20 protein-coding genes and 1 riboswitch are annotated in these 22967 nt (G+C 71.6%); of the genes, 6 read left to right on the top strand and 14 right to left on the bottom strand.

Annotated elements, in window-relative coordinates; genetic code table 11:
- Nucleotides 1-6: 6 nt before the first annotated feature.
- Together ACFWYM_RS33375 and ACFWYM_RS33380 are read right to left on the bottom strand one after the other, a co-directional pair.
- On the bottom strand, nt 7-963 hold the full coding sequence (locus ACFWYM_RS33375) for a decaprenyl-phosphate phosphoribosyltransferase (protein ID WP_384845869.1): 957 nt from the start codon (nt 961-963) through the stop codon (nt 7-9).
- Entirely contained in the window at nt 956-1489 is a 534-nt protein-coding gene (locus ACFWYM_RS33380) for a phosphatase PAP2 family protein (RefSeq protein WP_384845871.1), read from the bottom strand. The genes ACFWYM_RS33375 and ACFWYM_RS33380 overlap by 8 nt, the downstream gene beginning before the upstream one ends.
- 178 nt (nt 1490-1667) lie before the next feature.
- Here ACFWYM_RS33380 and ACFWYM_RS33385 point away from each other — a divergent pair, with 178 nt between their 5' ends.
- Nucleotides 1668-3056: an FAD-binding protein gene (locus tag ACFWYM_RS33385; protein ID WP_384845873.1), complete on the top strand. Its 1389-nt coding sequence runs from the start codon at nt 1668-1670 to the stop codon at nt 3054-3056.
- Between the two features lie 265 nt (nt 3057-3321).
- Entirely contained in the window at nt 3322-4077 is a 756-nt protein-coding gene (locus tag ACFWYM_RS33390) for a decaprenylphospho-beta-D-erythro-pentofuranosid-2-ulose 2-reductase (RefSeq protein WP_384845875.1), read from the top strand.
- Between the two features lie 21 nt (nt 4078-4098).
- On the opposite strand, the gene ACFWYM_RS33395 is transcribed toward ACFWYM_RS33390, so the two are convergent.
- The 3 genes from ACFWYM_RS33395 to glyA form a co-directional block, all read right to left on the bottom strand.
- Nucleotides 4099-4680, bottom strand: coding sequence for a 2'-5' RNA ligase family protein (locus ACFWYM_RS33395; RefSeq protein ID WP_384845877.1), 582 nt, complete (start codon nt 4678-4680; stop codon nt 4099-4101).
- Nucleotides 4681-4763: 83 nt separating this feature from the next.
- The gene (gene trpS / locus ACFWYM_RS33400) at nt 4764-5777 is read right to left on the bottom strand and encodes a tryptophan--tRNA ligase (protein WP_384845879.1); all 1014 of its coding nucleotides are present in this window, start codon (nt 5775-5777) and stop codon (nt 4764-4766) included.
- Nucleotides 5778-5881: 104 nt separating this feature from the next.
- Entirely contained in the window at nt 5882-7153 is a 1272-nt protein-coding gene (gene glyA / locus ACFWYM_RS33405) for a serine hydroxymethyltransferase (RefSeq protein WP_384845881.1), read from the bottom strand.
- A 52-nt stretch (nt 7154-7205) separates the two neighbouring features.
- Nucleotides 7206-7298: riboswitch (ZMP/ZTP riboswitch) on the bottom strand.
- A gap of 121 nt (nt 7299-7419) precedes the next feature.
- Between glyA and rocD the strand changes: the two genes are divergently transcribed.
- A complete protein-coding gene (rocD, locus tag ACFWYM_RS33410) occupies nt 7420-8622 on the top strand; it encodes an ornithine--oxo-acid transaminase (RefSeq protein WP_384845883.1) in 1203 nt (400 codons plus the stop codon).
- A 12-nt stretch (nt 8623-8634) separates the two neighbouring features.
- Here rocD and ACFWYM_RS33415 read toward each other — a convergent pair whose 3' ends face one another.
- From ACFWYM_RS33415 to ACFWYM_RS33425, 3 genes are all read right to left on the bottom strand, one after another.
- Nucleotides 8635-9420: an SAM-dependent methyltransferase gene (locus ACFWYM_RS33415; protein WP_384845885.1), complete on the bottom strand. Its 786-nt coding sequence runs from the start codon at nt 9418-9420 to the stop codon at nt 8635-8637.
- Between the two features lie 65 nt (nt 9421-9485).
- Nucleotides 9486-10673 carry a glutathionylspermidine synthase family protein gene (locus tag ACFWYM_RS33420; protein ID WP_384845887.1) on the bottom strand — a complete coding sequence of 396 codons (1188 nt, stop codon included), beginning with the start codon at nt 10671-10673 and terminating at the stop codon, nt 9486-9488.
- A 43-nt stretch (nt 10674-10716) separates the two neighbouring features.
- Nucleotides 10717-11061, bottom strand: a complete 345-nt coding sequence (locus tag ACFWYM_RS33425; protein ID WP_384845941.1) for a hypothetical protein — start codon at nt 11059-11061, stop codon at nt 10717-10719.
- 178 nt (nt 11062-11239) lie between these two features.
- Here ACFWYM_RS33425 and ACFWYM_RS33430 point away from each other — a divergent pair, with 178 nt between their 5' ends.
- Nucleotides 11240-12085, top strand: coding sequence for a hypothetical protein (locus ACFWYM_RS33430; RefSeq protein ID WP_384845943.1), 846 nt, complete (start codon nt 11240-11242; stop codon nt 12083-12085).
- Nucleotides 12086-12208: 123 nt separating this feature from the next.
- Here the strand turns inward: ACFWYM_RS33430 and ACFWYM_RS33435 are convergent, their stop codons facing one another.
- Both ACFWYM_RS33435 and ACFWYM_RS33440 read right to left on the bottom strand, forming a co-directional pair.
- Nucleotides 12209-14257 (bottom strand): alkyl/aryl-sulfatase, encoded by a 2049-nt coding sequence (locus ACFWYM_RS33435; RefSeq protein ID WP_384845889.1) that lies wholly within the window; start codon nt 14255-14257, stop codon nt 12209-12211.
- A 158-nt stretch (nt 14258-14415) separates the two neighbouring features.
- The gene (locus tag ACFWYM_RS33440; protein ID WP_384845891.1) at nt 14416-15843 is read right to left on the bottom strand and encodes a PLP-dependent aminotransferase family protein; all 1428 of its coding nucleotides are present in this window, start codon (nt 15841-15843) and stop codon (nt 14416-14418) included.
- Between the two features lie 47 nt (nt 15844-15890).
- Between ACFWYM_RS33440 and ACFWYM_RS33445 the strand changes: the two genes are divergently transcribed.
- Both ACFWYM_RS33445 and ACFWYM_RS33450 read left to right on the top strand, forming a co-directional pair.
- Entirely contained in the window at nt 15891-16439 is a 549-nt protein-coding gene (locus ACFWYM_RS33445; protein WP_384845893.1) for a carboxymuconolactone decarboxylase family protein, read from the top strand.
- Nucleotides 16440-16552: 113 nt separating this feature from the next.
- Nucleotides 16553-17281 (top strand): isocitrate lyase/phosphoenolpyruvate mutase family protein, encoded by a 729-nt coding sequence (locus ACFWYM_RS33450; protein WP_384845895.1) that lies wholly within the window; start codon nt 16553-16555, stop codon nt 17279-17281.
- Nucleotides 17282-17350: 69 nt separating this feature from the next.
- Here ACFWYM_RS33450 and ACFWYM_RS33455 read toward each other — a convergent pair whose 3' ends face one another.
- Genes ACFWYM_RS33455 through ACFWYM_RS33470 form a run of 4 tightly spaced genes read right to left on the bottom strand, consistent with a single transcriptional unit; the run spans nt 17351 to nt 22944 of the window.
- Nucleotides 17351-18313, bottom strand: coding sequence for a glycine betaine ABC transporter substrate-binding protein (locus ACFWYM_RS33455; RefSeq protein ID WP_384845897.1), 963 nt, complete (start codon nt 18311-18313; stop codon nt 17351-17353).
- A gap of 1 nt (nt 18314) precedes the next feature.
- Nucleotides 18315-20294, bottom strand: a complete 1980-nt coding sequence (locus ACFWYM_RS33460) for an ABC transporter permease (RefSeq protein WP_384845899.1) — start codon at nt 20292-20294, stop codon at nt 18315-18317.
- Entirely contained in the window at nt 20294-21415 is a 1122-nt protein-coding gene (locus ACFWYM_RS33465) for a glycine betaine/L-proline ABC transporter ATP-binding protein (protein ID WP_384845901.1), read from the bottom strand. Before ACFWYM_RS33465 ends, ACFWYM_RS33460 begins: the two co-directional genes overlap by 1 nt.
- Complete coding sequence (locus tag ACFWYM_RS33470; protein ID WP_384845903.1) at nt 21412-22944, bottom strand: GMC family oxidoreductase; 1533 nt, start codon at nt 22942-22944, stop codon at nt 21412-21414. The genes ACFWYM_RS33465 and ACFWYM_RS33470 overlap by 4 nt, the downstream gene beginning before the upstream one ends.
- Nucleotides 22945-22967: the final 23 nt, after the last annotated feature.

The raw sequence follows: 22967 nt of genomic DNA on the forward strand, positions 1-22967 counted from the left end.
GCCGGCTCACCAGTCGGCGACCGCGAGCCCGTACATCGCCAGCCACACCAGGCCGATGATGGCAAGCGCCCGGTCGCGCAGGACGACGTCCTCGGGCTCGCCCGCGGTACCCCGGTCGGCGAAGACCGCGTAGCGCAGGACGGCGAGGATGAAGGCCGCCATGGAGAGCTGACGCCAGGGCAGCAGGCTGCCGTTGGCGGTGCCGCCCTCCTCCATGGCCCACAGGCAGTACGCGAGGACGGCCACCCCGGCGGCGAGCTGCCAGACGAAGCGCAGATAGCCGGTGGTGTACTCGGTGAGCAGCGCCCGCGTCGCGCCCAGCTTCTCGGGCGCCGCGTCGGCCATCTGCACGGCTTCGGAGTACCGCTTGGCGGAGACCATGAAGAGCGCGCCGAAGCCGGTGGTGATCAGGAACCAGCGCGACAGCGGAATGCCGAGCGCGACGCCCCCGATCATGGCGCGCATCAGGAACCCGGTCGTGACGATGGTGAGGTCGACGACGAGGACGTGCTTCAGGCTGACGCAGTACGCGAGTTGCATGCCCACGTACGCGGCGAGGAGCGCGGCCGTGAGCGGGGTGCACAGGGCGAAGGCGGCGGCGGGCGCGAGGACGGCGAGGGCGCCGCCGGCGCCGTACGCGACCGGGACCGGCACCTGTCCGGCGGCCACCGGGCGGCGGCACTTGGTGGGGTGGGCGCGGTCGGCCTCGGCGTCCCGGGCGTCGTTGATGAGGTAGACGGCGGACGCGGCGGCCGTGAACAGCGTGAAGACCAGCGCCAGTTGGACCAGGGTGTGGCGGGCGAAGAGCTCGCCCGCGGCCGCCGGGGCGGCGATGACCAGGACGTTCTTCACCCACTGGCGGGGCCGCGCGGTCTTGAGCAGACCGAGCGGCAGGCTGACGGCCCCCGGCTTCGGCCGCTGCGGCGGGACCGGGCGGTGCAGAAGTGCGGTGCGCTCAGCCATGGTTGACGCCCCCCGCCCGCATCCAGGAGGCGCCCACGCGCGCGGTGAGCGCGCCGAGCGCCGCGCCCGCCGCGACATCGCTCGGGTAGTGGACGCCGACGATCATCCGGGACACGCACATCGCGGCGGCGAGCGGCGGCACGAGCTGGGCGCCGACGGGCCGGAGCGCGCCGTAGGCGACCGCGGCGGCCGCCGCCGAGGTGGCGTGCGAGCTGGGGAAGGAGTGCCGTCCGGCGGTACGCACCAGCGGCGTGACGTCGACGGGGCTGCCGTCGCTCCCCGGCCGCGGCCGCCGCACCACCCGCTTCACCCCCATGCTGGCGAGGTGCGCCGCCGCCGTCAGGGCCGTGCCGCGCAGCCAGGCACCGCGCCGCTCCCGGTCCAGCGCGGCGCCCGCGAGCCCGGCGGCGAGCCAGAGCGCACCGTGCTCACCGCTCCAGGACAGGGCCCGCGCGGCCGCTGCCACCCGGGGGTTGGCGCCGCAGTCGTGCAGGGCCGACAGCAACCGGTGGTCCATGTCGTGCATGTGGCCTCATTTTCGGGGGGCGTTGGGAGTACTCCAGGGAGCCGGACATCCCGACTCTTCCGGGCAACGACCCAACAATTACGGCAATGTTGGGTGACACTCCCTCAATCACCCATTTCGGTGAGGGGGTGGACGGTTTAGAGCGAAGCACCCTTGTGCGGGCGATACGGTCGCTGCCATGCCCGTTCCCACGCCTGCTTCCGATGTCGCGTCCGTCTCCGGCTGGGGCCGCACCGCCCCCACCACCGCCCGCATGGTCCGGCCCCGCTCACCGGAGGAGGCGGCGGCGGCGCTGCGCGCCTGCGGGGAGCGGGGCGGCATCGCCCGCGGCCTGGGGCGGTCTTATGGAGACGCGGCGCAGAACGCGGGCGGCGTGGTCTTCGACATGACCTCGATGGACCGCGTGCACGCGATCGACGCCACGGGTACATCAGCCGCTGGCGCGGCGGGGGGCACCGTCGTCTGCGACGCGGGGGTCTCGCTCCACCGCCTGATGGAAGTCCTGCTCCCCCTCGGCTGGTTCGTGCCGGTGACGCCCGGGACCCGCTATGTGACGGTGGGCGGCGCGATCGGCGCGGACATCCACGGCAAGAACCACCACGTGTCGGGCTCCTTCTCCCGTCACGTCCACTCCCTCGACCTGCTCACCGCCGACGGCTCGGTCCGCACGGTGGAGCGGGGCAGCGACCTCTTCGACGCGACGGCGGGCGGCATGGGCCTGACCGGCGTCATCCTCTCCGCCACGGTCCAACTCCAGCCGGTTCAGACGTCGTTGATGACGGTCGACACGGAACGGGCCACGGACCTGGACGACTTGATGGCCCGCCTCACCGCGACGGACCACCGCTACCGCTACTCGGTCGCGTGGATCGACCTGCTCGCACGCGGCGCGGCCATGGGGCGCTCGGTCCTGACGCGCGGCGACCACGCGCCGCTGGACGCGCTGACGGGGCGGGCGCGGCGGGCCCCGCTCGCCTTCCGGCCGGGGCAGCTCCCGGCGGCGCCCTCCTTCGTCCCGGAGGGCCTGCTGGGCCGGAAGTCGGTGGGCCTCTTCAACGAGCTCTGGTACCGGAAGGCGCCGCGCTCGCGGACCGGCGAGCTCCAGAAGATGTCCACCTTCTTCCACCCGCTGGACGGCGTCCCGCACTGGAACCGCATCTACGGCCGCAGCGGCTTCGTCCAGTACCAATTCGTCGTCGGGTACGGCAAGGAGGAGGCCCTGCGGCGGATCGTGCGGCGGATCTCCGAGCGGGGCTGCCCCTCGTTCCTCGCGGTCCTGAAGCGGTTCGGGGACGGCGACCCGGGGTGGCTCTCCTTCCCCATGCCCGGGTGGACGCTGGCCCTCGACATCCCGGCGAACCTGCCCGGGCTCGGGGGGTTCCTGGACGAGCTGGACGAGGAAGTGGCGGGGGCGGACGGGCGGATCTACCTGGCGAAGGACTCGCGGGTGCGGCCGGAGATGCTGGCGGGGATGTATCCCCGGCTGAGCGATTTCCGCGCGCTGCGCGCCGAGTTGGACCCACGGGGGGTGTTCCGCTCGGACTTGTCGCGTCGGCTGGACCTCTAGCTTTCCTTTTCCCCAATCCCGCCCCTTCCCGAATCCGCGACTCCGTCGCCCTGGGGCACCCCCTGTCGCCGCTGACGCGGCTCGTCCTCAAGCGCCGGACGGGCTAGGGATAGCCCGTCCGGCGATTGAGGACGAGGCCGTCCAGGCCGAAAAAGGGGTCTAGGGGCGAAGCCCCAGGACGAGCGCCCCAGGGGCGACGGAGTCGCCGGATTCGGGAAGGGGCGGGCTTGGGGAAGAGAAACAACCACCTACCAGGAGCCCGCACATGAAAGACGCCTTCGGCACCCCCCAGTCCCTGCTCCTCCTCGGCGGCACCTCCGAGATCGGCCTCGCCACCGCCCGCCGCCTCGTCGCCCGCCGAACCCGCACCGTCTGGCTCGCCGGACGCCCCTCCCCCGCCCTGGACAAGTCCGCCGCCGCCCTGCGCGACATGGGCGCCGACGTCCGCACCGTCCCCTTCGACGCGCTCGACGCCGAGTCCCACGAGGCCGCCCTCGGCAAGGTCTTCGCGGAGGGCGACATCGACATGGTGCTGCTCGCCTTCGGGATCCTCGGCGACCAGGCCCGGGACGAGGACGAGCCCCTCTCCGCCGTGCGGGTCGCGCAGACCAACTACACGGGTGCCGTCTCCGCAGGCCTCGTGTGCGCGCGGGCGCTGCAGTCGCAGGGGCACGGCTCCCTCGTCGTGCTCTCCTCCGTCGCGGGCGAGCGCGCCCGCCGCTCCAACTTCATCTACGGGTCCAGCAAGGCGGGCCTCGACGCCTTCGCGCAGGGACTCGGTGACGCCCTGCACGGGACCGGGGTGCATGTGATGGTCGTGCGGCCCGGCTTCGTACGGTCGAAGATGACCGCCGGGATGGAGGAGGCCCCGATGGCGACGACGCCGGACGCCGTCGCGGAGGCCATCGAGAACGGGCTGCGGCGGCGGTCGGAGACCGTGTGGGTGCCGGGGGCGCTGCGGGTCGTCATGTCGGCGCTGCGGCATGTGCCGAGGCCGGTGTTCCGCAAGCTGCCCGTGTAAGCGGGCACACCGCCGGCCCGCTCAGCGCGCGGGCAAGGTGCCCCGGGCCGCCGGTGCCTGGGCCTGGGGCGGGACGATCGGGCCGCCGAAGACGAACTCGCGCAGCTTGCGCCAGACGCCGTCGGCGCCCTGCTCGTACAGGGCGAAGCCGGTGCACGGCCACTCCGCCTCGTAGTCCGCCAGCTCCTCGTACGCCCGGTCCATCGCCTCCTCGGAGATGCCGTGCGCGACGGTGACGTGCGGGTGGTACGGGAACTGCAGCTCACGGACGATCGGGCCGGACGCGTCCCGGACCCGCTCCTGGAGCCAGGCGCAGGCCGAGCCGCCCGTCACCACCCGGACATAGACGACGGGGGAGAGCGGGCGGAACGTGCCCGTGCCGGACAGGCGCATCGGGAAGGGGCGCGCGCCCGCGGCGACGGAGACCAGGTGCGCCTCCACCGCGGGCAGCGCCCCGGCGTCCACCTCGGTCGGCGGGACCAGCGTGACGTGGGTGGGGATGCCGTGTGCCGCGGGGTCGCCGAAGCCCGCGCGCAGCTCCTGGAGCAGGCTGCCGTGAGGCTCCGGGACCGCGATCGAGACGCCGATCGTTACGGTCCCCACGTCGTACTCCCGTTCCTAGTGATGGCTTGTGCCGGGGTGGTGTCCCGCGCCGTGCTGCCTCTGGGCAGAGGCGGCAGGGGCGCTCAGTGCTTGGCGGGCACGAAGCCCACCTTGTCGTAGGTCTCGGCGAGGGTCTCCGCGGCGACGGCGCGCGCCTTCTCGGCGCCCTTGGCCAGGATCTGGTCGAGCGTCTCCGGGTCGTCCAGGTACTGCTGGGTGCGGTCCCGGAACGGGGTCACGAAGTCGACCATGACCTCGGCGAGGTCCGTCTTCAGCGCACCGTAGCCCTTGCCGGTGTACTTCTGCTCCAGTTCCGCGATACCGGTGCCCGTGAGCGTGGAGTAGATGGAGAGGAGGTTGCTGACGCCCGGCTTGTTCTCGGCGTCGTAGACGATCTCGCTGCCGGTGTCCGTGACGGCGCTCTTGACCTTCTTCGCGGTCGCCTTCGGCTCGTCGAGGAGGCTGACCACGCCCTTCGGCGTCGACGCCGACTTGCTCATCTTGATCGACGGATCCTGGAGGTCGAAGATCTTCGCCGTCTCCTTGAGGATGTACGGCTGCGGGACCGTGAAGGTGTCGCCGAAGCGGCCGTTGAAGCGCTCCGCCAGGTCGCGGGTGAGCTCCACGTGCTGGCGCTGGTCCTCGCCGACCGGGACCTGGTCGGCCTGGTACAGGAGGATGTCGGCGACCTGGAGGACCGGGTAGGTGAACAGGCCGACGGAGGCGCGGTCCGCGCCGTGCCGGCTGGCCTTGTCCTTGAACTGCGTCATGCGGGACGCCTCGCCGAAGCCCGTCAGGCAGTTCATGACCCAGGCGAGCTGTGCGTGCTCGGGGACGTGGCTCTGCACGAAGAGGGTGCAGCGCTGCGGGTCGAGCCCGGCGGCGAGGAGCTGGGCCGCCGCGAGCCGGGTGTTGGCGCGCAGCTCCTTCGGGTCCTGCGGGACCGTGATCGCGTGCAGGTCCACCACCATGTAGAAGGCGTCGTGGGACTCCTGCAGCGCCACCCACTGGCGGACGGCGCCGAGGTAGTTGCCGAGGTGGAACGAGCCTGCGGTGGGCTGGATTCCGGAGAGCACGCGAGGACGATCAGAGGCCATGCTCAGCATTCTCTCAGGTGACTGCGACAGGTGGGGAACAGGTGCGGAACAGGTGCGGGACGGCCCGTACCGGCTCCCCGCCTGTTCCCCGCCCGGCTGACGCCTCAGTCCGTGGGCAGGCCCGGTGCCGGGAACGACCGCATCAGGTCCGCCACTTCGGCCCTGATCTTGGTGAGGGTCTCCTCGTCACCCGCACGAGCTGCGGTGACGCCCCGGTCGATCCACTCGGCGACGGTCGGCATGTGGTCGGCGGTGAGGCCCCGGGAGGTGAGCGACGGGGCGCCGATGCGGACGCCGGAGGGGTCGAAGGGCTTCCTCGGGTCGTACGGGACGGTGTTGTAGTTCACGACGATCCCGGCCCGGTCGAGCGCCTTCGCGGCCACCTTGCCGGGGACGTCCTTCGGCGTGAGGTCCATCAGGATCAGGTGGTTGTCGGTGCCGCCGGAGACGAGGTCGAAGCCGCGCGCGAGGAGGGCGTCGGCGAGGGCCTTGGCGTTGGCGACGACGGCGTGCGCGTAGGCGCGGAACTCCGGCCTCGCCGCCTCGTGCAGGGCGACGGCGATCGCTGCGGTGGTGTGGTTGTGCGGGCCGCCCTGGAGGCCGGGGAAGACGGCCTTGTCGATGGCCTTGGCGTGCTCCTCGCGGGACATCAGCAGGGCGCCGCGCGGGCCGCGCAGGGTCTTGTGGGTGGTCGTGGAGATCACATCGGCGTGCTCGGCGGGCGAGGGGTGGGCGCCGCCCGCGACCAGGCCCGCGATGTGGGCGATGTCCGCGACGAGGACGGCCCCGGCCTCGCGGGCGATCTCCGCGAAGCCCGCGAAGTCGATGGTGCGGGGCAGTGCGGTGCCGCCGCAGAAGATCAGCTTCGGGCGCTCCTTGAGGGCGAGGTCGCGCACCTCGTCCAGGTCGACCAGGCCGGTGTCGTGACGCACCCCGTACTGCACGCCCCTGAACCACTTGCCGGTCGCCGAGACGCCCCAGCCGTGCGTGAGGTGGCCGCCCATCGGCAGGGCCATGCCCATCACGGTGTCGCCGGGCTCGGCGAAGGCCAGGTAGACGGCGAGGTTGGCCGGGGAGCCGGAGTAGGGCTGGACGTTGGCGTGGCCGACGCCGAAGACGGCCTTGGCGCGGTCCTGGGCGAGCCGCTCCACCTGGTCGATGACCTGCTGGCCCTCGTAGTAGCGGCGGCCCGGGTAGCCCTCGCTGTACTTGTTCTGCAGGACCGTGCCGGTGGCTTCGAGGACGGCCGTGGAGACGTAGTTCTCGCTGGGGATCAGGCGCAGCGTCTCCGCCTGGAGCTGCTCCTCGGCGCCGACGAGGCCGGCGAGCTCGGGGTCCTCGGCGGTGAGGGCGGGGTGCGACAAGGGGAGAGTCATGGTGGTGGCCTCCGGGGCATGCGGTCAGTTCGTGTCCGTACGTGACGTGCTCCCGGGGTGCCCAGGCGGGCGGCACCTCGAAGGTCTTGCCCATGGCGGGGCTTCCTCGGGGTCGGTTCCCCGTACGCCAGTCGCCCTGCCGGTGAGAACACAGTAACGGGCGCGCCGGTACGGCAGGTTTCCCTGTCCGCGATGCGAGCGACGATAGGAATTGGGCCACGAGCCCCGCCCTCCATCCGCCGTGTGTGCCGAAGAACGGAGACCCCGTGTCCGCTACGGAAGCCCTCATCGCCCAGGCCGAAGCCCACAGCGCCCACAACTACCACCCGCTGCCCGTCGTGATCTCCTCGGCCGACGGCGCGTGGATGACCGACGTCGAGGGGCGCCGCTTCCTCGACATGCTCGCCGGGTACTCGGCGCTCAACTTCGGGCACGGCAACCGCCGTCTCGTCGACGCCGCGAAGGCCCAGCTCGACCAGGTCACGCTGACCTCGCGGGCCTTCCACCACGACCGGTTCGCGGCGTTCTGCACGCGCCTGGCCGAGCTGTGCGGCAAGGAGATGGTGCTGCCCATGAACACCGGCGCCGAGGCGGTCGAGACGGCCGTGAAGACGGCGCGGAAGTGGGGCTACCGGGTCAAGGGCGTGCCGGACGGGCGGGCGAAGATCGTCGTGGCGGCCGACAACTTCCACGGCCGCACCACGACCATCGTCAGCTTCTCCACCGACCCCGAGGCGCGCGCCGACTTCGGCCCCTACACCCCCGGCTTCGAGATCGTCCCGTACGGGGACGAGGAGGCGCTGCGGGCAGCGGTGGACGAGGACACCGTGGCCGTGCTCCTCGAACCCATCCAGGGCGAGGCGGGCGTCCTGGTGCCGCCGCCCGGATATCTCGCGGCCGTACGGGAGTTGACGCGGGAGCGGGACGTGCTCTTCATGGCGGACGAGATCCAGTCCGGCCTCGGCCGCACCGGGCGCACCTTCGCCTGTGAGCACGAGGGCGTGGTGCCCGACGTGTACCTCCTCGGCAAGGCGCTCGGCGGCGGCGTCGTGCCGGTCTCCGCGGTGGTGGCGGACGCCGATGTGCTCGGCGTCTTCAAGCCCGGCGAGCACGGCTCGACCTTCGGCGGCAACCCGCTCGCCTGCGCGGTCGGCCTGGAGGTCGTCGACATGCTCTCCACCGGCGAATTCCAGGCCCGCGCCACCGAGTTGGGCGAGCATCTGCACGCCGAGCTGGGGCTGCTCACCGGCACCGGCAAGGTCACGGCGGTGCGCGGGCGCGGGCTGTGGGCCGGGGTCGACATCAGCCCCGCGTACGGGACGGGGCGGGACATCTCGCAGAAGCTGATGGACCGGGGTGTCCTGGTGAAGGACACCCACGGGTCCACGATCCGGCTCGCGCCGCCCCTGGTGATCAGCAAGGAGGACCTGGACTGGGGGCTCGACCAGCTGCGGGCCGTCCTCAGCTGACCGGGGGCCGGTTCAGGGTTTGCGCGCGACGCCGCCGAACATCGCCACGTCCTCCAGCGGCCCCTCGGCGGCGTCCGCGCGCCACTTGTTGCACGACACGACGCCCGGCTCGAGGAGGTCAAGGCCGTCGAAGAACCGGGTGATCTGCTCGGGGGTGCGCTGGGTGAGCTTCGGGGTGCCGTGCTCGTTCCAGAACGCGACGGCGGCGTCCACGTCGGGCATGTCCGGCCGGGTGATGGTGTGGCTGAGGACGAGGTGGCTGCCGGACGGCAGGGCGTCCATGACGCGCCGCACGACGCCGTACGCCTCGGGGTCGTCGTCGAGGAAGATGACGACGCCGAGCAGGATCAGGGCGACGGGCTTGCTGAAGTCCAGGGTCCTCGCGGCCTGTTCGAGGATCACGTCGACGTCGCGCAGGTCCTGGTCGAGGTAGTCGGTGCGGCCCTCGGGGGTGCTGGTGAGCAGTGCGCGGGCGTGGACGAGGACCAGCGGGTCGTTGTCCACGTAGACGACGCGGGACTCCGGGGCGAGACGCTGGGCCACCTCGTGGGTGTTGTCGGCGGTGGGCAGGCCCGTACCGATGTCCAGGAACTGCCGTATGCCCTCCTTCGCCACCAGGTGCTGCACCGCGCGGCCGAGGAAGACCCGGTCGGCGCGGGCGTACTCCCCGATGCCGGGGTGGAGCTCGCGGATCTGGTCACCCGCCGCCTGGTCCACCTCGTAGTTGTCCTTGCCCCCGAGCCAGTAGTTCCAGATGCGCGCCGTGTGCGGCTGGCTTGTATTGATCCTGTCGTCCATGGGTGCAGGGTATGTGGCGGACAACGGGACGTCTCCGCCGGGGAGTTCAAAGAATTCTCCGGCGGTCAGAGGATCACGTGGGGCAGGAAGCGGGCGTACTCGTCCGTGATCAGGCCCGACGACTCCCGGATGCCGAGGCCCGCCGCCTCCCCCTCGACGACCCACGCGCCCAGCACCGTGCGGTTGCCGTCGAAGTCCGGCAGTGGCGCCAACTCCTGGTAGCAGCACGGCTCTTCGCGTACGGCGGCGGGGGCGCCCGGGTCGTGGACCGTCACCCCGGCGCCCTCGCGGCCCAGGAGGGGCTTGGCGACCCAGCCCGTCGTGGCGGCGAGGTCGCGCGGGCCGTCCAGGTAGGCGGGGAGGAGGTTCGGATGCCCCGGGTAGAGCTCCCAGAGGATCGCGAGGAGCGCCTTGTTGGAGAGCAGCATCTTCCAGGCGGGCTCGATCCACAGCGTGCTGCCCGTGCCGCCGCCGTTGTCCAGGGTGTCCAGGACGTGCGGGCCGAAGCGGTCCGTGGCCAGCCACTCCCAGGGGTAGAGCTTGAAGCAACTGCGCAGGAAGCGGAGCTTCTTGTCGACGAAGCGGCCGGAGAGACGGTCCCAGCCGATGTCCTCCATCGAGATGGACTCCGTGGCAAGGCCCGCCTGGTCGGCCGTCTCCCGCAGATACGCGACCGTCATCAGGTCCTCGCCGAGCTCGTCGCCCGCGGAGTGCGCGAAGTAGAGGGGGCTGCCCGGCGGGAGCAGCTCGGCCTGCCTCCGCCAGGCTTCGACCAGGCGCTCGTGGAGGGAGTTCCACTGGTCGGCGCCGGGGAAGCGCTCCTCCATCCAGAACCACTGGGGGCCGGCCGCCTCGACGAGGGAGGTCGGGGTGTCCGCGTTGTACTCGAGGAGCTTCGCCGGGCCCGTGCCGTCATGGCGCAGGTCGAACCGGCCGTAGAGGGACGGGAGTTCGGCCCTGCGGCGCCAGGACTCCTTGATGAGGCCGGCGAGGCGGGGGTCCGTGATGCCCAGGTCCTGCGCCAGGCGGTCGCGGGCCACCAGGTGCTCCGCCGCCGCGAGACACATCGCGTGCAGCTCCTCGACGACCTCCTCCAGGGCCTCCACCTCGGGCAGCGAGAAGACGTAGTACGCGGACTCGTCCCAGTACGGGCGCAGCGTGTCGTCCGGGTAGCGGGTGAGCGGGTAGATGAGGCCCTGGTCCTCGACCGTCTGCTGCCAGCCGGGGCGGGGGGTGGTGGTGTGGCGTTTCATCGGGGGTCCTTGAGGGGGTGCTTCGGCTTCGGCTTCGGCGCGCTCAGCCGCCGCCGCTGCCCGAGCAGCCGAAGCCGTTCCGGTCCACTGCCTCGCTGCGGCTGAACGTGCCGTAGTCCGCGCGGCGGCCGGTGACGTCTGCGTCGTAGTACCAGGCGGCGTCCACACGCCCCTGCTTGCCGGTGCCGAAGGACCCCGAGGAACCCTTGCGGGACGACGATGAGCCCTGCGCGCCCGACGCGCAGTTGCTGTCGCTCACGATGCGGTAGCCGTCGGTGAAGTTGTAGCTGTCACGGTCCACGCAGCGGCGGTCCGGGTCGGAGCCGCAGGACGTGAGGGCCGCGGCGAGCACGCCCATGCCGCCGAGGGCGACGGTGCTGGAGCGCATCCGGCGGCGCGGGGCGGAGGCGGGCGGGGACGTGGAGGCGGGCGGGGACGCGGCAGGCAGCGGCGCGGTGCGTGGTGGGACTTCGGTCATGGTGCGTGAGGGTAGGCAACGCCCGGGCGGACCCGCCGGGCGCCCCCTGGGCCTCAGCCTCAACTACTGTCCCTTCATGCCCCTTGGGATGATTTGCGCACTGGGTTCCGCGGTCTGCTTCGGTACGGCCTCCGTCTTCCAGGCGGTCGCCACCCGCTCCACGGCGCCCGGCTCCGGCTCGGGCGTCGACCCGGCGCTGCTGCTGCGCGCCGCGCGGCAGTGGCGGTACCTCCTCGGCCTCGGCCTGGACGGCCTGGGTTTCCTGCTCCAGATCGTCGCGCTCAGATCGATCCCCATCTACGCGGTGGGGGCGGCGCTCGCGGCCTCGCTCGCCGTGACGGCGGTGGTGGCGGCGCGGCTGCTGCACGTGCGGCTGAGCGGGGTGGAGTGGGGCGCGGTGGGGGTGGTCTGCGCGGGCCTGGCGATGCTGGGGCTGGCCTCCGGTGACGAGGGCGAGCACGGCGGGTCGGCGACGCTGCGGTACGCGATGCTCGGGGTCGCGGTGGCCGTGCTGCTGCTCGGTGCGGTGGCGGGCCGGCTCCCCGACCGGGGGCGTGCGCTGGCGCTGGGCCTGGGTGCGGGCTGCGGCTTCGGCGTGGTGGAGGTGACGGTGCGCCTCATCGACGACGTCTCGCCGGGTGCGCTGCTCTCCAATCCCGCGACGTACGCCCTGCTCGTGGGCGGTGGTGCGGCGTTCCTGCTGCTCACGTCGGCGCTGCAGCGGGGGTCGGTGACGACGGCGACGGCCGGGATGGTCATCGGTGAGACGGTCGGTCCGGCGCTGGTGGGCGTGGTGTGGCTGGGCGACAGGACACGGGAGGGGCTGGGGTGGCTGGCGGTGCTGGGGTTTGTGGTGGCGGTGGTGGGGGCGCTGGCGCTGGCGCGGTTCGGGGAGGCGCCGAGCCCGTCAAGCCCGTCAAGGGGGCACCGCTGATCGGGGGGAAGCGCTGATCGGGGGAAGCGCTGATCGGGGGCGAGGAGGCCGGGCCCCCCGCGAGGGGGCCCGGCCCAGGACGGCAAGCCGCACCCCAGGAGCGCCCCGCCCCCGCAGCACCGGTCAGCGCGGCGTGACGATCGGGAACCTCGGGTCGGGGAAGACCAGGTAGCCGAAGACCGTGTCCGCGGCCGCCTTGTCGTCGACCTGGATGGTGCCCGCGGTGACCTGCTCGTCGAAGTTCTGGGTGAACCGCGGTCCGGACAGGGCCAGTTCGTTGAGTGCCTTGCGCGTGAGCGTGATCGTGGCGGTGGGCTTGCCCGCCAGGGCGTCCGGGCCCTCGACGTAGATCAGGGCGCCGTTGCGCAGGGTGGTGGTGGCCTCCTGGCGGGGGTCTTCGAGGACCCAGCGCAGGACGATGGGCGTGGTCTGCCCCTCCGCCGCCTTCGGCCCGTCGACGGCCTTCGCCATGGCCTGGAAGAACAGCCCCAGGGTCATGCTCCGCACCAGGTCGGAAGCGCTCTGCGGGGTGCGCTTCTGCGGTCCTTCGACGACCTCCTGGGCGCCGGTGAGGAAGAAGTTGCGCCACGTGGCGTTCTCGGCGCCGAAGCCGAGCTGGGTGAACGTCTGGGACTGGAGCTGCTTGGCCTGGTCCAGGGCGTCCTTGGCGATGGTGAAGTCCGGGTCACCGGAGGCGAAGATGACGTGGTTGAGCAGCTCGGCGGCCCACCGGTACTGCGGCGGATCGGCCGAGAGCGCCTCCTGCGCCTTGGCGTTGACGGCCTCCGGGCCGCCCATCGCCGTCACGTACTGCACGCCCGCCTCGATGGGCGGCAGCGTCCACAGGTGGGCGGGGTTGCCGTCGAACCAGCCGATGTAGCGCTGGTAGACGGCCTTGAGGTTGTGGCTCAGCGAGCCGTAGTACCCCTGGTCGTACCAGTGCTCGGCCAGGCCGCGCGGCAGGTGCTTGAGCTTCTCGGAGATCTCGATGCCCGTGTATCCGGCGTCGATGAGGCGCAGCGCCTGGTCGTTGAGGTAGGCGTACATGTCCCGCTGGTTCGACAGGAACTCGATGATCGAGTCCTTGCCCCAGCGCGGCCAGTGGTGCGAGGCGAACTCGACATCGGTGTGCTCGCCGAAGGTCTGGATCGCCTCGGTGAGGTACTTCGACCACGCGTGCGGGTCGCGGACCTGGGCGCCGCGCAGGCTGAGCAGGTTGTGCAGGGTGTGGGTGGCGTTCTCCGCCATGCACAGGGCCCTGAGCTCGGGGAAGTAGAAGTTCATCTCCGCGGGCGCCTCGGTGCCGGGCGTCAGCTGGAAGACGATGGGCACGCCGTCGACGGTCTGCGTGTACAGGCCGGGCCGCCACGGGATCACGTACTGCGCGGACCAGTTGCTCTGCGGCGTCGTCGGGATCTCGGGGCCGCCGACGTAGTGGCGCGGCGGGATCAGCGTCACCTCGCCGGTGGAGATCGTCAGGCCGAGGCCCGCGCCGACCTGCCCGAACGGGCCCTTGTCGAGGCCCGCGGCGTACATGAACTCCGCCCGGCGCGCCATCGCGGGACCCGCGAGGACGTTCTCCCTGATCGCGTGCTCCAGGAAGCCGATCGGGGCGTAGACCGCGAGGTCCTCCGGGACCACGTCGCCCTTCTCCGCGAACAGGCCGCGGGAGCCGCCGAAGTGGTCGACGTGGCTGTGCGTGTAGATCACCGCGGTGATCGGCCGCGAGTCCTCGGTGGTCGTCCGGTAGAGCTCGAGGGCGGACCGCGCCGTCTCGTACGAGGCGAGCGGGTCGATGACGATCAGGCCGGTGTCGCCGGTCACGATGGTCATGTTCGACAGGTCGTAGCCGCGGATCTGGTAGATGACGCGGGGCCCGTTGGCCAGGACCTGGAACAGACCGGACTGGGCGGTCAGGGTGCCCTGCCGCCACAGGCTCGGGTTGACGGAGGGGGGAGAGGTCTCGTCGTCCCGCAGGAAGTCGTAGGAGGCGAAGCTCCAGACCATCTCCTCCTTGCCGCCCTTGGCCGGGATGAACGGCACGTCGGGCACCGCTATCAGACCTCTCGCGGCGTCCTCGTAGTCCCCGCTGCTGGGGCTCGGTAAGGACTCGGTCTGCTGATTGCGGTTCTGGATGTACTCGGAGGGCTCGATGGGCTCGGTGCCGTACATGCGCTCTCTCCTTCAGGGCGTGCGGGAGCCGCCGCCCCGGTGGGGGCGGCAGAAGTGATCTCCGTGCGATGCGTGATCGACGCTAAGCAGACCGTGATCGCCCCGCAAGGAACCGAACCGGTCAACGCCCCTGACCCACCGGGCGATTGGCGTGATGACTACGGCAGCGCCCGGCACAGCGCTTCGAGCGCCCCCGCCCACGCGTGGTCCGCCGGCGTCCCGTACCCCACGACCAGCGCATCGAAGTCCGGAACTGTCGCCCGCGGGTGCCGGAAGTGCGAGACCCCCTGGACCGCGAGCCGCTGCCAGCTCGCCGCCTGGACGACCGAGCGCTCGGTGCCCGGCGGGAGCCGGAGGACCGCGTGCAGGCCCGCCGCGATCCCGCTCGCCCGCACCTCGGGCGCCCGCTCGGCGAGTGCGGCCACCAACTGGTCGCGGCGGCGCCGGTAGCGGAGGCGGGCGCCGCGCACGTGCCGGTCGTAGGCGCCCGACGTGAGGAACTCCGCGAGGGTCAGCTGGTCCATCGCGCCGCACGCCCAGTCCGAGCCGCCCTTCTCCTCGAGGACCTCCGGGACGAGCCGGGGCGGAAGCACCATCCAGCCGAGACGCAGGCCCGGGGCGAGGGACTTGCTGGCCGTGCCCAGGTAGACCACGTGGTCCGGGTCGAGGCCCTGGAGCGCACCGACGGGCTGGCGGTCGTAGCGGAACTCGCCGTCGTAGTCGTCCTCCAGGATCAGGCCACCGGTGCGGCGCGCCCAGTCGACGGCCTCCGCGCGCCGGTCGGGGTGGAGCGGAACGCCCATCGGGAACTGGTGCGCCGGGGTGAGCAGCGCCGCCTTGAAGCGGGCCCCTCCCCCGCCCAACTCCCCTGTGTGCGTGCCGAGTTCATCGCGCTCCAGCGGCGTCGTGCGCAGGCCCGCCCGGGACAGGATCCCCCAGTGCGCGTCCAGGCCGTACGACTCGACCGCGATGTCCCGCACCCCGCGCCCCCGCAGCACCGCGCCGAGCAGCATCAGCCCGTGCGCGAAGCCCGAGCAGATGACGATGCGGTCGGGGTCGGCGTGCACGCCGCGCGCCCGGGACAGATAGTCCGCGAGGGCGGTGCGCAGCTCGACGCGGCCGCGCGGGTCGCCGTAGCCGAACGCCTCGTTGGGGGCGGCCGCCAGGGCGCGGCGGGCCGCCTTCAGCCACTCGGTGCGGGGGAAGGACGCCAGGTCGGGGGTGCCGGGCATGAGGTTGTACGCGGGCCCGGTGGACTTGCGGGCCCGGGAGACCGGGGGCTTCACGGGGCTCGGCACCGGGCGGTCGGCGACCCGTGTGCCCGAGCCCTGCCGCGCGGTGAGCCAGCCCTCCGCCACCAGGTCCGCATAGGCGTCGGCGACGGTGTTGCGGGCGATGCCCAGGTCGACGGCGAGGGAGCGGGAGGAGGGCAGCCGGGTGCCGGGGGCGAGCCGGCCGCCCCGTACCGCCTCGCGCAGGGCGTCGGTGAGGCCCTTGCGGACGCCGGTCCCGGGCGCGGCCGCCGCCTCGCCGACCGCCGTGTCCAGGTGGAGGTCGACCCCCAAAGTGGCCCAGGTTTCTTCCATGGGAATGGACCATACCTCTGGGCTATTCCACTCATAGAGTCAGGGACATGAGCACGAACGAGAACAGCAACCGGACCGCCCAGGACCAGCCCGCCCAGGACCAGCGCGAGTACCTGGCCGAGCACACCCCGCGGCTCGACCTCGGCGGCCTCGCCCCCGACGTCTACAAGGCCATGATCCGGCTCGACACGGCCGCCCGTAAGGGCGTCGACCCGGTCGTCCTCGAACTGGTCAAGATCCGCGCCTCGCAGATCAACCACTGCGCCTTCTGCCTCGACATGCACACCAAGGACGCGCTCGCCGCGGGCGAGAGCGTCGAGCGGATCGTGCAGCTCAACGGGTGGGAGGAGTCGAAGCACTTCTACACCGCGAAGGAGATCGCGGCGATCGAGCTGACGGAGGCCGTCACCGTCCTCACCGACGGCTTCGTGCCCGACGAGGTCTACGAGAAGGCCGCCAAGCACTTCGACGAGACCGAGCTGGCGCACCTCATCGCCGCGATCACGGTCATCAACGCCTGGAACCGGTTCGCCGTGACCACGCGGATGGTGCCGGGCCACTACACACCGGGCTCGACGGCACACCGCCCCGCCTGACCGCCACCACTCCCCCTCGCCAACTCGCTCCGCAGACAAAGGAGTTACCCCACCATGCGGCACGCCATGGTCCATCCCGACGTGGCCCTGCGCACCCCGCCGGGACACCAGAAGTGAGCGCCGCCGACAGCACGGACGGCGTCACGGTGTTCCGCGCCCTGCACCACGGCCGCTCCCCCGGCGACCCGCTGGTCCTGCCGGGCCCCTGGGACGCGGCCAGCGCCAAGGTCTTCGCGGAGGCGGGCTTCCCGGCCCTGGCGACGCCGAGCGCGGGGGTGTCGGCGTCGCTGGGGTACGCGGACGGTGAGCTGCCCGCGGACGAGATGTTCGCCGCGGTCGCCCGTATCGCCCGGGCCGTCGACGTGCCCGTCAGCGCGGACATCGAGCGCGGGTACGGCCTCGCCCCCAAGGAGATCGTGGAGCGCCTCCTGGAGGCGGGAGCCGTCGGCTGCAATCTGGAGGACTCGACCCCCGAGGGGCTCAAGGACCCGCAGGAGCAGGCCGATTGGCTGGCCGAGGTCCGGGCCGCCGCCGGGGACCGGATGTTCCTCAACGCCCGCGTGGACACCTTCGTACGGGGCGTCACCGACCCGGAGCGGGCGATCGAACGGGCCCGGCTCTATGTCGCGGCGGGCGCCGACTGCGTCTACCCGATCATGGCGCCCCCCGAAGTCGTCCCCGTACTGCGGGAGTCGGTCGACGGGCCGCTGAACGTGGTGGCGCGGCCGGCCTCGGACCTCGGCGGCCTCGGCATGCTCGGCGCCACCCGCATCACGTTCGGCCCGGGCCTGCTGAAGGCGACGATGGCCCGGCTGAACGACCTTGCCCTGGGTCTCCGTTAGTCGCAGAGCAACGGGTGGGGCAGAGCAGCGGGTGGGTGGGAGAAAGGAAGTCCCACCCACCCGCAGGGCTCACTTCGGGATCCAGGCCCGCCACTTGGACTCGTTCTCGGAGACCCACTTCTCCGCCGCGTCCTGAGGGGACATCTTCTTGTCGGCGATGTTGAGGGAGACCTCGTTCTGGTCGGCCTCGGACCAGTTGAACTTCTTCAGGAACTCGGCCGCCTTGCCGCCGTTCTTCGCGAAGTCCGCGTTGAAGTACTTCTGCAGCGGCGTGTGCGGGTACTCGCACTTGATCTTCGCCGGGTCGGCGTCGCAGCCCTCCTTGTACTTGGGCAGCTTCACCTCCGTCATCGGCACCTTGTCGAACAGCCACTGCGGCTTGTACCAGTACGTCAGGAACGGCTTCTGCTGCTTGGCGAACTGCTTGATCTGGGTGATCTGCGCCGCCTCGGAGCCCGCGAAGACGACCTGGTAGTCCAGGCCGAGGTTCTTCACGAGGGCCTTGTCGTTGGTGAGGAACGACGGGGAGCCGTCCATCAGCTGGCCCTTGTCGCCGCTCTCCGGGGTGCGGAGCTGGTCGGCGTACTTGTTGAGGTTCTTCCAGTCGGTGACGTCCGGGTGCTTCTTCGCGAAGTACGTGGGGACGAACCAGCCGATGTGGCCCGTCACGCCGACGTCGCCACCGCGCGCGACCGTCTTCTTGTCGTCGATGTAGAGCTTTTCCTGGTCCGGGTGGCCCCAGTCCTCCATGATCGCGTCGACGCGGCCCTGGCTGAGCGCGTCCCAGGCCGGGACCTCGTCGATCTGGACCTTGTCGACGCGGTAGCCCAGCTCGTGGTCGAGCAGATACTCGGCGACGGCCACGTCCGCCTGGGCACCCACCCAGGACTGGACGGAGAGCGTCACGGTCTTGGCGCCCGCGTTGGCGTACGGGGACGCCTGCTTGGTCATGTCGGCGGCACCGCACCCGGAGAGGGCGAGGAGGGCGCCGCCTGCGGTGAGAGCGCTCACCACTCGCGTACGCGTACGCATGTCAGGCTCCCTTCTTCGCGCTGCGGTCCCGGCGTTCCGTGGGCTGCGTCACCCGGTCCAGCATCAGGCCGAGGCAGACGACGGCGATGCCGCCCACCAGGCCGACGCCGAGGTCGTTCTGCGCGATGCCGTACAGGACGTCGTAACCGAGCGAGCCACCGCCGACCATGCCGCCGATGACGACGACGGCGAGGACGAGGACGACCGCCTGGTTGACGGCGAGCAGCAGCGTCGGCCGGGCCAGCGGGAGCTGGACCTGGCGCAGCTGCTGCCAGCTGGTGGCGCCGAGGGACTTCGAGGACTCCATCGCCGCCGGGCTGACCTCGCGCAGGCCCTGCGTGGTGATGCGGATGACGGCGGGCACCGCGTAGGCGATGGCCGCGGCGCACGCGGGGGCGCGGCCGATGGCGAAGAGGCCCACGACCGGGATCAGGTAGACGAACTGCGGCATCGTCTGCAGGACGTCGAGGACCGGGCGGAGCAGCCGCTCCAGGCGCGAACTGCGGGCCGCCGCGATGCCGATCGCAAAGCCGATGATCACCGTGACGGCGACCGCGGCGATCACCTGCGACAGCGTGTCTAGGGACTTGTCCCACACGCCGAGGACGCCGATCCCGGCCATCGCGAGGACGGCGGTGAGCGCGGTCTTCCAGGTGCCGATCAGCCAGGCGAGCGTCGCGACGATGAGCAGCAGGGACCACCAGGGCATCCACTGCAGTCCGTCGCGGACCGGGTTGAGGACGCCGGTGGTGAAGTGCGCGGCCCAGTCGGCGGTGCCGCCGACGACGGGGATGCCGGTGTAGAGGTGGTCGACCATCCAGTCCTTGGCGGTGTTGACCGGCTCGGCGATGCTCACCGTCCAGCCGGCCGGCCAGTCGAGGCGGTCGGCGAAGCGGACGGCGAGCGCGACGACGACGGTCAGGGCGGCGGCCACGGACCAGCCGCGCCAGCCGCGCAGCGCCGAGGTGTCCTCGGCCTGGGCGCCCAGGCGCTCCCCCGCCGCGCAGGTGACGCGGTCGAGGACGATGGCGAGCAGCACGATCGGGAGACCGCCGGCGAGGGCCGCGCCGACGTCCACGGAGCCGAGCGCCTGGTAGACGCGGTCACCGAGACCGGCGCCGCCGATCACCGACGCGATGACGGCCATGGAGAGCGCCATCATGATCGTCTGGTTGAGGCCGAGCAGCAGCTCCTTGCGGGCCAGCGGCAGCCGGGCCGAGAACAGGCGCTGGCGGGCCGTGGTGCCGAGCGAGGTCACGGCCTCCATCACGCCGCTGTCGGCGCCGCGCAGACCGAGCGCGGTGAGCCGGGCCATCGGCGGAGCCGCGTAGATGACGGTCGCGATGAGCGCGGCGGGCACACCGATGCCGAAGACCAGCGCGACAGGCAGCAGATACGAGAAGGCGGGCAGGACCTGCATGGTGTCGAGGACCGGCCGCAGCACGCGGAAGATCCGGTCGCTCAGCCCGGCCGCGAGCCCGAGCAGCATGCCGAGGACGACGGAGGCGAGCACGGCGACGACCATCAGGGCGAGGGTCTGCATCGTCGGCACCCACATGCCGAGCAGCCCGCACAGGCCGAACGAGGCGGCCGTGAGCACCGCGAGCCGCACCCCGGCGACCCGCCAGGCGACCAGCGCTGCCCCGGCGACGACACCGGCCCAGCCGCCCGCGAGGAGCACCAGGTAGACGGCGCGCACGGCGGCCACGATGCCGTTGGAGATGTGGCCGAAGAAGTAGATGAACAGCGGGTGGCTGTCACGGTGGTCGACGATCCACTTGTAGACGTTGTTGAGCGGATCGATCAGGTCGACGGTGAGGGCGTCGGGCCAGGCACCGGAGGCCCACTTGGCGTTGGCGATCGGCACGAGCACGGCCGCGGCGACGGCGAGCAGCAGGAGCTTGCCGACGGCGCGGTGTCGCAGCAGGGCGCCGACGCCGGTATCTCGCAGGGGACTTGAGGACGCGGTGGCGGTGGCCATCAGGCGGTCACCTCACCGGCGTCGGCTGTCCCCTGCCGGGGCCCCACGGCCTCCGAGGCCACCCCGGCGACCACGCCGAGCAGTCCCTCGTGGTCGACGACGCCCAGGCAGCGCCCGTTGTCCATGACGCGGACCGGGAAGCCGGAGCGGGCCACCGCCTCGATGGCCTCGGCGACGGTGGCGTCGGGCCCGAGGGCCGGGCCGCGGTCCGCCTCGTCGCTGTCGGCGGGGCGCAGGGCGGTGCGCACGGTGAGGACCTGCTCGCGCGGGACGTCCCGGACGAAGTCGCGGACGTAGTCGTCGGCGGGCGAGCCGACGATCTCCTCGGGGGTGCCGATCTGCACGACCTTGCCGTCCCGCATCAGCGCGATGCGGTCGCCGACCCGGAGCGCCTCGCTGAGGTCGTGGGTGATGAAGACCATGGTGCGGCCCTCTTCGTCGTGCAGGCGGCAGATCTCCTCCTGCATATCGCGGCGGATCAGCGGGTCGAGGGCGCTGAACGGCTCGTCGAAGAGCAGGACTTCGGGGTCGACGGCGAGGGCGCGGGCCAGGCCCACGCGCTGCTGCTGGCCGCCGGAGAGCTGGCCGGGCTTGCGCTGCTCAAGACCTTCGAGGCCGACCTTGGCGACGACTTCGAGGGCCTTGGCGCGGCGCTCGGCCTTGCCGACGCCCTGGATCTCCAGGCCGTAGGCGACGTTGTCGAGGACCGAGCGGTGCGGCAGCAGGCCGAAGTGCTGGAAGACCATGGCGGCGCGGTGGCGGCGCAGCTCGCGCAGCCGGGACTTGTCCATCGCGAGGACGTCCTCGCCGTCGATGGCGACGGCGCCCGAGGTGGGCTCGATGAGCCGGGTCAGACAGCGCACGAGCGTGGACTTGCCGGAGCCCGACAGGCCCATGACGACGAAGACCTCGCCCTTCTTCACCTCGAAGGACACATCGCGCACGGCGGCGGTGCAGCCGGTGCGCTCGCGCAGCTCGGCCGGGTCGAGACCGTGCAGCTCGGTGTTGCCCGGTATCTGTTCGGCCCTGGGGCCGAAGACCTTCCAGAGGTTCTTGACCGCGAAGACGGGCTGGCCGGTCTCGGTGGTGGACTTCTCGGTCATCGTGGCGGCCTCGCTCATCGGCCGTCACCTCCCAGCATCTCGGCACACTTTTCCCCGACCATGAGCACTCCGATCATCGGGTTCACGGCGGGCATCGTCGGGAAGACGGATGCGTCCGCGATACGGATTCCGGCCAGGCCCCGGATCTTCAACTCCGGGTCCACGACCGCGAGTTCATCAGTGGAAGCACCCATTCGGCAGGTTCCCGCCGGGTGGTACACGGTGTGCGCGGCCTTGCGCACGAGCTCGCTGATCTCCTCGTCCTCGGTGACGTCCGGGCCGGGGAAGACCTCGCGCTTGAGCCACTTGGCGAACGGCTCTGCCTGGGCGACCTTGCGGGCCAGCTTGATGCCGTCGACGAGCGTCTTGCCGTCGTAGTCACCCTCGTCCTCGAAGTACTTGAAGTCGAGGGCGGGCTTGACCTCCGGGTCCGCCGACGTCAGGTAGAGACGGCCGCGGGCGCGGGACTTGGGGATGTTCGGCGTCATGGAGACGCCGTGCTCGGGGCGCTCGTAACCGAGGCGCTCCGGGTTGTCCGTGAACGGAATTTGGTAGAAGTGGAACATCAGGTCCGGGCCCTTGTGCTCCGGGTCCCGCTGCACGAACAGACCGGCGTCCGAGTCCATCGCGGAGTTGCCGGGGATCGGCCCGTTGGTCTCCCAGACGATGACCGACTCGGGGTGGTCGATGAGGTTCTCGCCGACGCCCGGCAGGTCGTGCACGACCGGGATGCCGAGGGCCTGGAGGTCCTTGGCCGGACCGATGCCCGAGTGCATGAGCAGGCGCGGGGTGTCGACGGCACCGGCGCAGACGAGCACCTCGTTGCGGGCGGTGAGGAGCTTCTCCTCGCCCTCCTTGGTGCGGACGTGCACGCCGCGCGCCGTCTTCCCGTCGAGCTCCAGCTTGTGCGCCCAGGTCTCCAGGAACAGGTGGAGGTTCGGGCGGTCACCCGCCTCCATGTGGGGGTGGAGGTAGGCGACGGACGCCGAGGACCGCTTGTTGTTCTCCGGGTGGTACGAGAGGTCGAAGAAGCCGACGCCCTCGTCGAAGGGCTGGTCATTGAAGCCCACGACCTCCGGCACGCCGAGCGCCGTCTTCGTCGCCTCGACCCAGTCGGTGGCGATCTGGTTCTGGTCCTTCTTGGCGACGCGCACGATGTTGTTGCGCAGCTTCCCGAAGTACGGGTCCATGGCCTTGGCGTTCCAGCCCGCGGCCCCGGCCTCCTCCCACTCGTCCCAGTCGGACGGCAGCGGCTTGAAGGAGATCAGCGTGTTGTGCGAGGAGCACCCGCCGAGGACCTTCGCGCGGCTGTGCAGGATGTGCGAGTTGCCGCGCGGCTGCTCGGTGGTCGTGTACTCGTAGTCCAGCTCACCGCCGAGCAGGCCGAGCCACTTGCGCAGCGTCAGGACGTCCTCGCGCCCGATGTCGGACGGGCCGCCCTCGATGACGGCGACGGTGACGCCGGGGTTCTCGGTGAGCCGGGAAGCGATCACCGATCCCGCGGTGCCGCCACCGACGATGACGTAGTCGAACTCGGTCTGGGACATGGGGGGTTACTCCAAAGTTCTGC

Origin of the sequence: Streptomyces sp. NPDC059009, assembly GCF_042740175.1 — a bacterium.
In the GTDB taxonomy this organism is placed as follows: Bacteria; Actinomycetota; Actinomycetes; order Streptomycetales; family Streptomycetaceae; genus Streptomyces.

Excerpts from the sequence above, each read along its gene's own strand:
- ACFWYM_RS33375 (WP_384845869.1), bottom strand. The coding sequence starts at position 963 with ATGGCTGAGCGCACCGCACTTCTGCACCGCCCGGTCCCGCCGCAGCGG.
- ACFWYM_RS33380 (WP_384845871.1), bottom strand. The coding sequence starts at position 1,489 with ATGCACGACATGGACCACCGGTTGCTGTCGGCCCTGCACGACTGCGGC.
- ACFWYM_RS33385 (WP_384845873.1), top strand. The coding sequence starts at position 1,668 with ATGCCCGTTCCCACGCCTGCTTCCGATGTCGCGTCCGTCTCCGGCTGG.
- ACFWYM_RS33390 (WP_384845875.1), top strand. The coding sequence starts at position 3,322 with ATGAAAGACGCCTTCGGCACCCCCCAGTCCCTGCTCCTCCTCGGCGGC.
- trpS (WP_384845879.1), bottom strand. The coding sequence starts at position 5,777 with ATGGCCTCTGATCGTCCTCGCGTGCTCTCCGGAATCCAGCCCACCGCA.
- glyA (WP_384845881.1), bottom strand. The coding sequence starts at position 7,153 with ATGACTCTCCCCTTGTCGCACCCCGCCCTCACCGCCGAGGACCCCGAG.
- ACFWYM_RS33415 (WP_384845885.1), bottom strand. The coding sequence starts at position 9,420 with ATGGACGACAGGATCAATACAAGCCAGCCGCACACGGCGCGCATCTGG.
- ACFWYM_RS33420 (WP_384845887.1), bottom strand. The coding sequence starts at position 10,673 with ATGAAACGCCACACCACCACCCCCCGCCCCGGCTGGCAGCAGACGGTC.
- ACFWYM_RS33425 (WP_384845941.1), bottom strand. The coding sequence starts at position 11,061 with ATGCGCTCCAGCACCGTCGCCCTCGGCGGCATGGGCGTGCTCGCCGCG.
- ACFWYM_RS33430 (WP_384845943.1), top strand. The coding sequence starts at position 11,240 with ATGATTTGCGCACTGGGTTCCGCGGTCTGCTTCGGTACGGCCTCCGTC.
- ACFWYM_RS33435 (WP_384845889.1), bottom strand. The coding sequence starts at position 14,257 with ATGTACGGCACCGAGCCCATCGAGCCCTCCGAGTACATCCAGAACCGC.
- ACFWYM_RS33440 (WP_384845891.1), bottom strand. The coding sequence starts at position 15,843 with ATGGAAGAAACCTGGGCCACTTTGGGGGTCGACCTCCACCTGGACACG.
- ACFWYM_RS33445 (WP_384845893.1), top strand. The coding sequence starts at position 15,891 with ATGAGCACGAACGAGAACAGCAACCGGACCGCCCAGGACCAGCCCGCC.
- ACFWYM_RS33455 (WP_384845897.1), bottom strand. The coding sequence starts at position 18,313 with ATGCGTACGCGTACGCGAGTGGTGAGCGCTCTCACCGCAGGCGGCGCC.
- ACFWYM_RS33460 (WP_384845899.1), bottom strand. The coding sequence starts at position 20,294 with ATGGCCACCGCCACCGCGTCCTCAAGTCCCCTGCGAGATACCGGCGTC.
- ACFWYM_RS33465 (WP_384845901.1), bottom strand. The coding sequence starts at position 21,415 with ATGAGCGAGGCCGCCACGATGACCGAGAAGTCCACCACCGAGACCGGC.
- ACFWYM_RS33470 (WP_384845903.1), bottom strand. The coding sequence starts at position 22,944 with ATGTCCCAGACCGAGTTCGACTACGTCATCGTCGGTGGCGGCACCGCG.